Source organism: Streptomyces qaidamensis, from assembly GCF_001611795.1.
Taxonomy (GTDB): domain Bacteria; phylum Actinomycetota; class Actinomycetes; order Streptomycetales; family Streptomycetaceae; genus Streptomyces; species Streptomyces qaidamensis.
This window is the reverse complement of sequence record NZ_CP015098.1, coordinates 957703-971347: the sequence shown is the minus strand read 5'-3', so window position 1 is coordinate 971347 and position 13645 is coordinate 957703. Positions and strand designations below refer to the sequence as shown.

Below are 13645 nucleotides of genomic sequence, written 5' to 3'. Positions count from 1 at the left end.
AGCCCCGTACTGGCGCGCTGCCGAGGCCGCCGCCGCCCCCGTGCCGCGCGACCGCGCCGGGAGCAACCGCGCGACCTCGGCCGGCGAGGTCGTGGCCACGCTCGACGCGGACCTCACCGAGCAGCTCCTGCGCGAGGTGCCGAGCGCCTTCCGCACCCAGATCAACGACGTCCTCCTCGCCGCGCTCGGCTCGACCCTGACGTCCTGGGCCGCAGCTCCGTCCGTCGTCGTCGACCTGGAGGGCCACGGCCGCGAGGACGTCGGCGCCGACATCGACGTGTCCCGTACGGTCGGCTGGTTCACCAGCGTCTACCCGGTGGTGCTCACCGGCGCGGCCGACGGCGACCTCGGCGCGCTGCTGCGCCGTACGAAGGAGTATCTGCGTGGCGTCCCGCGCAAGGGCCTGGGCTACGGCCTGCTGCGCCACCTCACGGACTGGAGCCCGCAGGGGCACGCCGAGGTCAGCTTCAACTACCTGAGCCAGAACGCCGCGCGCACCGGCGACCGCACGCCCGCCATCACGCGGGGCGCGGCGGGCCGGCTCCGTCCGGGCAAGGGATCGCTCGGCCGCGCCTGGTCGACGGAAGGCGACCGAACACACCTGCTCGACGTCAACTGCCGCGTTTCCGATGGTCAGTTGGAGATGGTGTGGGCGTACGGCGCCGAGGTGCACGACGAGGCGACGATCGCGCGCCTCGCGGAGCGGTACGTCGAGGTGCTGACCGAGCTGATCGAGTACTGCTGCCGGCCGGAGACGGGCGGTCACACGCCGTCCGACTTCCCGCTCGCGCAGCGGCTCGACCAGGTCGCGCTCGACCGTGTCACGCGCAGCCTGCCGACCCGGATCGAGGACATCTACCCGCTGACCGCCCTCCAGCAGGGCATGCTCTTCCACACCCGGCTCTCCGGCGACCCCGGCATGTACTGGGTGCAGAACGGGCTCTCCCTGGAGGGCGAGCTCGACTTCGACGCCCTGAAGCAGGCCTGGGAACTGGTCGTCTCCCGGCACGAGGTGCTGCGCACCGCCGTCGTCTGGGACGGCGTGCCCGAGCCGCTGGCCGTCGTCTCCCGCTCCGTACCGTTGCCCCTGGACGTCCGGGACGTCTCGCACCTGGACGAGGAGGCACAGCAGCGGGCGATCCGCGAGCACCTGGAGGCCGACTGGGCGCAGGGCGCGGACTTCTCCGCGCCCACCCTGATGCGGATCACCGTCATCAGCCTCGCCGACGACCGGCACCAGCTGGTCTGGAGCTACCACCACCTGCTCCTCGACGGCTGGAGCCTCCCCATCGTCATGGGTGAGCTGCTGGAGGCGTACGACGCCTTCCGCACCGGCCGGGCCCGGCCGGACCTGACCCAGCGTGCGCCCTTCCGGGACTTCGTCGCCTGGGTCCACGGCCAGGACCTGGACCAGGCGCGCGCCTACTGGCGCGAGCGGCTGGCCGGGATCACCGAACCCACCACGCTCGGCGTGGAACGGGCCACCGGTGACCAGGGCCGTGCCGAGGCCCAGGTCGCGCTGTCACGCGCGACCGCCGAGTCCGGCCTCGCCGACTTCGCCCGCCGTCACCGGCTGACGGTGAACACGGTCGTCCAGGGCGCGTGGGCGCTCCTCCTCGCCCTGTACTCCGGCACGGACGACGTGGTGTTCGGCGTGACGTCGTCCGGGCGCGGCGGCCAGGTCGAGGGCATGGACACGATGGTCGGCCTCCTGATCAACACGACTCCGACGCGCATCCGCGTCGACCGCGAACAGGCGGTCGTGGATTGGCTGGTCGGGCTGCAGGACGAGCAGGTGCTGGCCCGCCAGTACGAGCAGGTTCCGCTGGTGACCATCGGCGAGTGCAGCGAACTGCCGCCCGGGCAGGCCCTTTTCAACAGTCTGTTCGTCTTCGAGAACTTCCCGGACCAGACCCTGACCGAGGGCCGGGGGACCTCCGCCTCCAACGGCCTGCAGGCCGACCTCAACTACGGCCGCGAACAGGTCAACTACCCGCTCCACATCACCGCCGGCGCGGGACGCGACGTCAGGATCAAGCTCTCCTACGACCACGCCCACTTCGACGCCGAGACGGTCGCGCGCATGACCGGCCACCTGGCCACCCTCCTGGACGCCCTCGCGGCCGACGAGGGCCGGCGCGTGGGCGAGCTTCCGGTGCTGACGGCGGGTGAGCGGGATGTCGTCGTTCGGGGGTGGAACGACACGGATGTGGAGGTGTCCGGGGCTGGTGGAGTGCAGGGGCTGATCGCCGGGCGGGCGGCTACGGCTCCGGACGTGGTGGCTGTGGTGGCCGGCGGGGAGTCGGTGACGTACGGCGGGTTGATGGTTCGGGCGAACCGTCTGGCGCGTCAGCTGCGGTCGGTGGGTGTGGGCGCTGAGTCCGTGGTCGCGGTGTGTGTGGAGCGCGGCGTGGACATGGTGGTGGCGGGGCTTGCGGTGTGGCTGGCGGGGGGTGCGTACCTTCCGCTGGATCCGGAGTTCCCGTCGGAGCGGCTGGAGTTCATGCTCGCGGACAGTGGCGCGGGGGTGCTGGTGGGGCATCGGTCGGTGGCCGGTGGGCTGCCGATGGAGTCGGTGGGTTCGGTGGTCTGGCTCGATGACGCGGAGACGCGGTCGACGCTGGAGAGTCTTTCGTCCGCGTCCCTCGATGTGCCCTGCATCGAGGACCAGTTGGCGTATGTGCTGTACACGTCTGGTTCGACCGGTCGCCCGAAGGGCGTGCTGGTGGGCCAGGGCAGCCTGGTGAGTTTCCTGGCTGGTATGGCCGTGCGTCCGGGGCTCGACTCGGACGATGTGCTGCTGGCGGTGACGACCTGGGGCTTCGACATCGCGGGGCTGGAGCTGTGGCTGCCGCTGGTGGTGGGCGGTCGTGTCGTGGTCGCCGATCGTGAGGTGGTGGGCGACCCGGGCGCGCTGGCCGGCGAGCTGGAGCGCTGGGGCGTCTCAGTGATGCAGGCGACGCCGGTGACGTGGCAGATGCTGGTCGCCGACGGCTGGACCGGACGGCCTGGGCTGCGGGTGCTGTGCGGTGGTGAGGCGCTGCCGGGCGGGCTGGCCGCGGCCCTGGTGGGGCGTGTCGACGAGGTCTGGAACATGTACGGGCCGACGGAGACGACGATCTGGTCGACGTGCGAACAGATCACGCGGGATGGGGCGTTGGGCATCGGGTCGCCGGTGGCGAACACCCAGGTGTACGTGCTGGACGGCCGTTCGGAGCCGGTGCCGGTGGGTGTGGCCGGTGAGCTGTTCATCGGCGGCCTGGGGGTGACCCGTGGCTACCTCGGCCGGGCAGGGCTGTCGGCCGAGCGGTTCGTGGCCGACCCGTTCGCTGCGGACGGTGCGCGGATGTACCGGACGGGCGACCGCGTGCGGTGGATGGCGGACGGCCGGCTGGAGTTCCTCGGCCGCGCCGATGAGCAACTGAAGGTGCGGGGTTTCCGGATCGAGCCGGGCGAGATCGAGGCGGCCCTGGTCGGGCATCCGGCCGTCGGCTCGGCGGTCGTCGTCGGCCACGGGCAGGGCGTGGAGCGCCGCCTGGTGGCGTACGTCGTTCCCGCCGACCAGGCGGAAGGTGCCCCGTCGGCGAGCGAGCTGCGGGAGTGGCTGCGCGCCGCCCTGCCGGAGTACATGGTTCCCTCGGTGTTCGTCGAGCTGGCCGCGCTGCCGCTGACCCCGAACGGCAAGATCGACCGCAAGGCCCTGCCTGAGCCGGCCGAGCTGCGCGGCGAACCGGACACCTCCTTCGTCGCTCCGGCCACGGTCTCGGAGGAGTTGCTGGCAGGGATCTGGTCGCAGGTGCTCGGAGTGGACCGCGTCGGTGCCACGGACTCCTTCTTCGAGCTCGGCGGTCACTCGCTGCTCGCGACGCAGGTGATCTCCCGGATCCGGGAGGCGTTCGGGGCCGAGGTCCCGCTGTCGGCGCTGTTCGACCGGCCGACCGTGCGCGGCCTGGCGGCCACGATTGAGACCTCCGCCGGAGACGCCGCGCCGCCCGTCGGCTTGGCGGACCGTACTCAGCCGCTTCCGCTGTCGTTCGCGCAGCAGCGCCTGTGGTTCCTGGACCAGTTGGAGCCGGGCTCGACGGAGTACAACATGTCGACCCGTCTGCGTCTGACCGGGGACACGGACGTGGTGGCTCTGGCTGGGGCCCTGGACGCGATCATCGACCGCCACGAGGTCCTGCGGACCCGCCTGGTCGCGGGTGCGGACGGAGTGGCGTACCAGGTCATCGACTCGCCGACCGCCGTGCCCCTGCCGCTCGTAGACGTGTCCGGGAGCAGCGATCCGGAGGGCGTCGCCGACGACCTGTTCGCCGAGGACATGCTGACGCCGTTCGACCTGGGGAACGGGCCTCTGGTGCGGGCCGTGCTCGTACGGATCGCTCCGGACGAGCACGTGCTCTCCCTCGTCATCCACCACGTCGTCTTCGACGAGTGGTCGGACCGTGTGCTCCAGCGCGAGCTGGCGGCCCTGTACGAGGCGTTCCGGGCGGGCGAGGCGAACCCGCTGCCGCCGCTTGCCTTCCAGTACGCGGACGTCGTCGCCTGGCAGCGCCAATGGCTGACCGGCGACGTACTCGACGGCCAGCTGGGCTACTGGCAGCGTGCGCTGGCGGATCTGCCGACGCTCGACCTGCCGACCGACCGGCCGCGGCCGGCGGTGCGCTCCACCGACGGCGCGGTGGCCCGGTTCGTCGTTCCGGCCGACACGGTACGGGCGCTGCGCGCGCTGTCCCGTGAGCGCGGCACGACGATGTTCATGACGCTGCTGGCGGCCTTCAACGTCCTGCTGGGGCGGTACGCGGAGGCGGACGACGTGGTCGTGGGCACGCCGGTGGCGAACCGGAACCGTGCCGAGACCGAGGACCTGATCGGGTTCTTCGTCAACACGCTCGTACTCCGCACGGACCTGTCCGGCGCGCCCACGTTCGCCGAACTCCTCGGCCGGGTGCGTGACACCGCCCTCGGTGCGTACGCGCACCAGGACCTGCCGTTCGAGCAGCTGGTGGACGCTATGGACGTCGAGCGGGACCGCTCGCGCAGCCCGCTCTTCCAGACGCTCTTCAGCTACGTCGCGGGGGACCCGGGCGAGCTGCCGCAGGAGGTCGGCGACAGCGCAGCCGGCACCGCGAGCAGGTCGACCGCCGACGCGGCCTCGCACAGCGGTCCTGTGCCGGTGAAGTACGACCTGGCGCTGGCCCTGGCGGACGCCGAGGGCGCACTGGCCGCGGAGATCCAGTACAGCACCGCGTTGTTCGACGCGGCGACGGTGGAGCGGATGGCGGGGCATCTGGTCACGCTGCTGGACGCTGTCGCGGCGGATGCGGATCGGGAGATCGACGAGCTTCCGGTACTGACGGCGGGTGAGCGGGATGTGGTCGTTCGGGGGTGGAACGACACGGATGTGGAGGTGTCCGGGGCTGGTGGGGTGCAGGGGCTGATCGCCGGGCGGGCGGCTACGGCTCCGGACGTGGTGGCTGTGGTGGTCGGCGGGGAGTCGGTGACGTACGGCGGGTTGATGGTTCGGGCGAACCGTCTGGCGCGTCAGCTGCGGTCGGTGGGTGTGGGCGCTGAGTCCGTGGTCGCGGTGTGTGTGGAGCGCGGCGTGGACATGGTGGTGGCGGGGCTGGCGGTGTGGCTGGCGGGGGGTGCGTACCTTCCGCTGGATCCGGAGTTCCCGTCGGACCGGCTGGAGTTCATGCTCGCGGACAGTGGCGCGGGGGTGCTGGTGGGGCATCGGTCGGTGGCCGGTGGGCTGCCGATGGAGTCGGTGGGTTCGGTGGTCTGGCTCGATGACGCGGAGACGCGGTCGACGCTGGAGGGTCTTTCGTCCGCGTCCCTCGATGTGCCCTGTATCGAGGACCAGTTGGCGTATGTGCTGTACACGTCTGGTTCGACCGGTCGCCCGAAGGGCGTGCTGGTGGGCCGGCGGAGCTTGGCGAACTTCCTTTCCGGCATGGCGACGCGTCCGGGGCTGAGCGCGGACGACGCGCTGCTGGCGGTCACCACCTTCGGCTTCGACATCGCGGGGCTGGAGCTGTGGCTGCCGCTGGTGGTGGGTGGCCGTGTCGTGGTCGCCGATCGGGAGATCGCGGCCGATCCGGGCGCGCTGGCGGGTGAGCTGGAGAGCTCGGGCGCGTCGGTGATGCAGGCGACGCCGGTGACGTGGCAGATGCTGGTCGCCGACGGCTGGACCGGACGGCCTGGGCTGCGGGTGCTGTGCGGTGGTGAGGCGCTGCCGGGCGGGCTGGCCGCGGCCCTGGTGGGGCGTGTCGACGAGGTCTGGAACATGTACGGGCCGACGGAGACGACGATCTGGTCGACGTGCGAACAGGTGACGCCGGATGGGGCGCCGGGGATCGGGTCGCCGGTGGCGAACACTCAGGTGTACGTGCTGGACGGCCGTTTGGAGCCGGTGCCGGTGGGTGTGGCGGGTGAGCTGTTCATCGGCGGTGCCGGGGTGACCCGCGGATACCTGGGTCGTCCGGACCTGACCGCGGAGCGGTTCGTGGCCGACCCGTTCGCTGCGGACGGTGCGCGGATGTACCGGACGGGCGACCGCGTGCGGTGGATGGCGGACGGCCGGCTGGAGTTCCTCGGCCGCGCCGATGAGCAACTGAAGGTGCGTGGTTTCCGTATCGAGCCGGGCGAGATCGAGGCGGCTCTCGTCGGGCATCCGGCCGTCGGCTCGGCGGTCGTCGTCGGCCACGGCCACGGTGTGGAACGCCGGTTGGTGGCGTACGTCGTTCCCGCCGACCAGGCGGAAGGTGCCCCGTCGGCGAGCGAGCTGCGGGAGTGGCTGCGCGCCGGCCTGCCGGAGTACATGGTGCCGTCGGTGTTCGTGGAGCTGGCGGCGCTGCCGCTGACCCCGAACGGCAAGACCGACCGCAAGGACCTGCCCGAACCCTACGGATCCCTTGGTGGTCTGGAGGGGCTCTACGTTCCTCCCGCCACGGTCTCCGAGGAGCTGCTGGCGGGGATCTGGTCGCAGGTGCTCGGTGTGGACCGGGTCGGTGCCACGGATTCCTTCTTCGACCTGGGCGGTCACTCGCTGCTCGCGACGCAGGTGATCTCCCGGATCCGGGAGGCGTTCGGGGCCGAGGTGCCGCTGTCGGCGCTGTTCGACCGGCCGACGGTGCGCGGCCTGGCGGCCGCGATCGAGACCTCCGCCGGAGACGCCGCGCCGCCCGTCGGCTTGGCGGACCGTACTCAGCCGCTTCCGCTGTCGTTCGCGCAGCAGCGCCTGTGGTTCCTGGACCAGTTGGAGCCGGGCTCGGCGGAGTACAACATGTCGACCCGTCTCCGTCTCCACGGTGACGTCGACCTGGAGGCCCTGAGCGCGGCGCTGAACGCGGTAGTCGCACGGCACGAGGTACTTCGCACCCGCCTGGTCGCCGGCCCGGACGGGGTCGCGTACCAGGTCATCGACCCGCCGGCTCCCATGCCCCTCCCCGTCCTCGACCTTTCCGGGAGCGCGGACCCGCAGGATGCAGCCGCCCGTCTGATCGCGGAGCTCGGCACGGTCCCCTTCGACCTGGCGGACGGGCCCCTGATCCGGGCCACGCTCATCCGGCTGGGGAGCGACGAGCACGTGCTCGCGCTGCTGATGCACCACGTGGTGTCCGACGAATGGTCGGACCGCATCCTCCGACGCGAACTCCTCGCGCTCCACGAGGCGTTCCGCGCCGGTGACTCGAACCCGCTGCCGCCGCTTGCCTTCCAGTACGCGGACGTCGTCGCCTGGCAGCGGCAGTGGCTGACCGGCGACGTCCTCGACGGTCAACTCGACTACTGGCGCCGTACGTTGGCTGCTCTGCCGACGCTCGACCTGCCGACCGACCGGCCGCGTCCGGCGGTGCGCTCCACCGCCGGTGCGGTGAGCCGGTTCGCCGTTCCCGCTGACACGGTCCAGGCGCTGCGCGCGCTCTCCCGTGCCCACGGCACGACGATGTTCATGACGCTGCTCGCCGCCTTCGACGTCCTCATGGGCCGCTACGCCGGCACCGACGACATCGGCGTCGGCACCCCGGTCGCGAACCGGAACCGGGCAGAGACCGAGAACGTCATCGGCGTCTTCGTCAACACGCTCGTGATGCGTACGGACCTGTCCGGCGACCCGACCTTCGCCGAACTCCTCGGCCGGGTGCGCGAGACCGCCCTCGGTGCGTACGCGCACCAGGACCTGCCGTTCGAGCAGCTGGTGGACGACCTCGTCACGGAGCGGGACCGGTCGCGTACCCCGCTCTTCCAGACGCTCTTCAGCTACGTCGCCGAGGACCTCCGGGAGACCGGATCCGAGAGCGAACCGGTCGCGGCTCCAGGCCGGGCCGCCGACGGCTCGGGGTTCGTACCGGAGTCGCTGCCCGTCAAGTTCGACCTCATGGTCACCCTGGGCGAAGGCGAGGACGACGGCTCACTCGCCGGGGAGATCCAGTACAGCACCGCACTCTTCGACGCCACGACCGTGGAGCGGATGGCCGGGCACCTGGTCACCCTTCTCGCGGCCGTCGCCGGCGAGGACGCGGACCGGCGGATCGGCGATCTGCCGTTGCTGACCTCGGCCGAGCACGACCAGCTCCTGCACGAGTGGACCGACAACGCGGCACCCCTGCCGCTGGTCAGCGGGATGCACGAGCTGATCGCCGGGCGGGCGGTCGCGACGCCGGACGCGGTCGCCGTCGTGTCGGGCGAAGAGACCGTCACCTACGGCGCGTTGATGGACCGCGCCAACCGCCTCGCCCATCACCTGCGCGACCTCGGTGTGGGCACCGAGTGCGCAGTGGCACTGTGCCTGGAGCGCGGCCCGAACATGGTCGCCGCGGTCCTCGCGGTCTGGCAGGCCGGGGCGGCGTACGTCCCGCTCGACCCGGGCTACCCGGCGGACCGCCTGGCGTTCATGCTCGCGGACAGCGGTGCCGGCATCCTCGTGGGCCACCGCCGCGTCGCGGCCGACCTGGCGGCGGGAGGCACCCTGGACACGGTGGTGTGGCTGGACGACCCCGACACCCGTGCGGCCCTCGCGGCCCGGCCGGCCACGTCGCCCGGAGTGGCGGTCCATCCGCAGCAGCTCGCGTACGTCATCTACACCTCCGGTTCGACCGGCCGCCCGAAGGGCGTGCAGATCACCCACGGCGGTGTCGTGAACCGCATCTCGTGGATGCAGGACCAGCATCGGCTGACCGCGGCGGACCGCGTGCTCCACAAGACGCCGCTCACGTTCGACGCCTCGGTGTGGGAGCTCCTGTGGCCGTTGTCGAACGGCGCCGAACTGGTTCTCGCCGCCCCCGGACGGCAGGGCGACCTGGACTACCTGGTGGAGCTCATCGAGTCCCGGCGGATGACGGTCGTTCAGTTCGTGCCGTCGCTGTTCAAGCTGTTCGTCTCCCACACCTGGCCGTCGTCCCTGTCAACGCTGCGGATGGTGTTCTGCGGCGGTGAGGCGCTGTCGGCGGCTGATGTGACCCGCTTCTACGCGAGGCACGCCACGGCGCTGGTGGCGAACCTGTACGGCCCGACCGAGAACACCATCGACGCGGCGAGCACGGTGTGTCCGCGCCCGGACGGCACGACGGACTGGTCGCCCGGCGGCCTCGTCCCGATCGGCCTGCCGCTGACGAACGTACGGCTGATGGTGCTGGACGAGCGGCTGAAGCCGGTGCCGGTCGGCACCGCGGGCGAGCTGTACATCGCCGGTGCGAGCCTCGCCCGGGGTTATGGGCACCGGCCCGCGCTGACCGCGGAGCGGTTCGTGGCCGATCCGTACGCGGGTGACGGCTCCCGCGCCTACCGGTCGGGCGACCAGGTGCGCTGGCGCGCCGACGGGCGCCTGGAATTCCTCAGCCGCATCGATCAGCAGGTGAAGGTGCGCGGCTTCCGTATCGAACCGGGAGAGGTCGAGGAGGCACTCGCCGGCCATCCACGGGTCCGGTCCGCGGTCGTCACCGCCTGGGGCGAGAACGAGGACCGCCGTCTGGTGGCCTACCTGGTACCGGCCGACCACGCCGACGGGATGCCTGCGGTGGCCGAGCTGCGCGAGCATCTGAGGCGCAGCGTCCCCGAGTTCATGGTCCCCTCCGTCTTCGTCGAGCTGGCCGATCTGCCGCTGGCCCCCAACGGCAAGCTGGACCGGGCCGCACTGCCGGAACCGGAGCTGGGCCGCTCGGAGGCGGACACCTCCGTGGCCCCCACCGGTGCCGTCGAGGAGCTGCTCGCGGGGATCTGGACGAGCGTTCTGGGCATCGACCGGGTCGGCGCCGAGGACAACTTCTTCGAGCTGGGCGGACACTCGCTGCTCGCCACCCAGGTGATCTCCCGGATCCGGAACGTCCTGGGCGCCGAGGTCCCGCTGGCGGCGCTCTTCGACCAGCCGACGGTACGCGGCCTGGCCGCGACCGTCGCGGAGACGGCCGACCGGCCGGATCTCCGGCCGGTGACGCCCGTCGACCGGGACCGGACGCTGCCGCTGTCGTTCGCGCAGCAGCGACTGTGGTTCCTGGACCGGTTGGAGCCCGGATCGCTGGAGTACAACCTGCCGATGCGGGTCCGGATGGGCAGCGACCTCGACATCGCAGCCCTCCAGGGGGCGCTGACCGCGATCGTGGCACGACACGAGGTGCTGCGGACGCGCCTGGTCGCGGACGCGGACGGTGTGCCGCACCAGGTCATCGCCCCGCCGACGACCTTCGCGCTGCCGCTGATCGACGTGTCGGCCGAGGGCGCTCCGTTCCTCGTGGCCGAGAAGCTCGTCGCGGCTGACGAGGCGACCCCGTTCGACCTCGCTGCCGGCCCGCTGATCCGCGCCATGCTGATCCGGGTGGCGGCCGACGAACACGTCCTGGCCCTCTCGATGCACCACGTGGTCTCGGACGAGTGGTCGACGCGCATCTTCCAGCGGGAACTGATGTACCTGTACGCCGTGTTGCGCGAGGGCGGCGAGCCGTCGCTGCCGGCCCTGCCCGTCCAGTACGCGGACTTCGCGGTCTGGCAGCGGCAGTGGCTGACCGGCGAGGTGATCGACGCGCAACGCGCCTACTGGAGTGAGCAGTTGGCCGGCGCTCCGACCTTGGAGCTGCCCACCGACCGGCCGCGACCGGCGCTGTGGTCGCCGGCCGGCGCGACGGCGCGGTTCGAGGTCCCCGAGTCGACGATGACGGTGCTCAGGGCGCTGTCCCGTGAGCACGGCACGACGATGTTCATGACGCTGCTGGCCGCCTTCGACGTGCTGCTCGGCCGGTACGCGGGGTCGGACGACGTGGTCGTGGGCACGCCGGTCGCCAACCGGAACCGGGCCGAGACCGAGGACCTCATCGGGTTCTTCGTCAACACGCTCGTGCTGCGCACGGACCTGTCGGGCGACCCGACGTTCGCCGAACTGCTCGGCCGGGTACGGAAGGTGGCCCTGGACGCGTACGCGCACCAGGACCTGCCGTTCGAGCAGCTGGTGGACGAGCTCGTCACGGAGCGGGACCGGTCGCGCAGCCCGCTGTTCCAGGTGCTGTTCAACTACTTCACCGAGGACGGTCGGTCCGCCGACGCTCCCGCCGACGACGACAGCCACGGCCCCGAGTCGTTCCCGGAAGACGCCGGAACCACCATGACCAACCGCTTCGACGTCCGCCTGGTGCTGACTGACCGCGGGGGTGCGATGTCCGGAGCGATCGAGTACAGCACCGCGCTGTTCGACGCGCGCACGATCGACCGGATGGCCGGGCACTTCGTCGCCCTCCTCGGCACCCTGACCGCGGACGCGCACCTGAGACTCGGCGAGCTGCCGACGCTGACGGCGGCCGAGCACGATCAGGTCGTACGGGAGTGGAACGCGACGGTTGAGCCGCTGCCTGTGGTGGGTGGCGTGCATGAGCTGATCGCCGCGCGGGCTGCGCGGACGCCGGATGCTGTGGCTGTGGTGTGTGGTGAAGATGCCGTCGTCTATGCGGAGTTGATGGGCCGGGCGAATCGTCTGGCGCACTACCTGCGGTCGGTGGGTGTCGGCTCGGAGTCGGTGGTGGCGCTGTGTCTGCCCCGCGGGATCGACATGGTCGTGGCCATGCTCGCGGTCTGGCAGGCGGGTGGAGCGTATCTGCCGCTGGACCCGGAGTACCCGGTGGAGCGGCTCGGCTTCATGCTGCGCGACAGCCGGGCGACGGTGCTGGTGGGCACCGAGGAGCTGGTCGACGAACTGCCGGTGGGGCGCTTGCGGACGGTGCTCGTGGACGACCCGATGGTGCGGGGGGCGCTCGCGGAGCTTCCGGCACAGGCGCCGGAGGGGGGCGTGTCTGCGGACGCGTTGGCGTATGTGATCTACACGTCGGGCTCGACGGGCCGTCCGAAGGGTGTGCAGGTCGGGCACCGGGGTGTGGTGAACCTGGCGCAGGCGCAGGCCCGTGCGTTCGAGGTCGGCGAAGGCGACGGGGTGCTGCAGTTCGCCCCGTTCGGCTTCGATGCCGCTGTGTCCGAGGTCGTGGTGACGTTGGCGGCCGGTGGCCGGCTGGTCGTGGCGACGGCGGAGGAGCGGGGCGAGCCGCGGGCGCTGGCCGGGCTGGTCCGGGAGAAGGACGTGCGGGTGGCGACGCTGCCGCCGTCGCTCCTGGCCGTCCTTGAGCCGGCCGATCTTGCCGGTCTGCGGACGCTGGTGACGGCGGGCGAGCGTCTGGAGGAGGCCGCGGCGGCGCGTTGGCGTGGCGAGTACCGGCTGCTGAACGCTTACGGTCCGACCGAGGCGACGGTCTGCGCGAGCATCGCCGTCCTCGACCCCGACGGTGAGGGCGAGGGGGCTCCGTCCATCGGTGTGCCGATGGCCAACACTCGTGCCTACGCACTGGATGCTCAGCTGCGTCCCGTCCCTGTGGGGATGACCGGTGAGCTGTTCATCGCCGGTGTGGGCGTGGCGCGGGGGTACGGGCGCCGGGCGGACCTGACGGGTGAGCGCTTCGTCGCCGACCCGTTCGCCGGGGACGGGTCGCGGATGTACCGCACCGGTGACCAGGTCCGGTGGCTGGCGGACGGACGGCTGGAGTTCGTGGGCCGGGTGGACGACCAGGTCAAGATCCGAGGCTTCCGCATCGAGCCGGGTGAGATCGAGACGGTCCTGGCCGCGCACGCCGCGGTGCGGACGGCGGTCGTGACGGTGGAGGGTCTGGAGGGGGATCGCAGGCTGGTGGCGCATGTGGTGCCGGCGGATCACGAGGAGGGGATGCCGGCTGTTGGTGAGCTGCGGGCCTTCGTGGCGGAGCGGCTGCCCGGGTTCATGGTTCCCTCCGTGTTCGTCGAGCTGGCCGCGCTGCCCCTCACGCCGAACGGCAAGGTCGACCGAGCCGCGCTCCGGGCGCTCGACGGCGCGACCCGGGCCGGCACGGGGGAGGGATATGTCGCGCCTGGTAGCGAGACCGAACGCATCCTCGCGGAGATGTGGGCCGAACTGCTCGGCGTGGAGCGGGTCGGGGTCGACGACAACTTCTTCGACCTGGGCGGGCACTCCCTGCTCGCCACGCAGGTGGTCTCGCGTGTCAGGGCGGTGTTCGGGGTCGATCTGCCGCTCGCGTCGGTCTTCGACCGGCCCACGGTCGCGGCGATCGCCGTGACCGTCGGAAGGGGTGCGGCGGCGGAGGGCGACGAGGACACGGAGTACGAGGAGTTCGACCTCTGA

The 13645-nt window shown here is 71.7% G+C and carries 1 protein-coding gene (cut by a window edge); it reads left to right on the top strand.

The window, feature by feature from the left end:
* Nucleotides 1-13645: the 3' end of a non-ribosomal peptide synthase/polyketide synthase gene (locus tag A4E84_RS45135; RefSeq protein ID WP_159029549.1), read on the top strand. The gene continues 17486 nt to the left of window position 1, outside the view; the window shows 13645 of its 31131 coding nt (coding positions 17487-31131); its start codon lies off the left edge, out of view; its stop codon occupies nucleotides 13643-13645.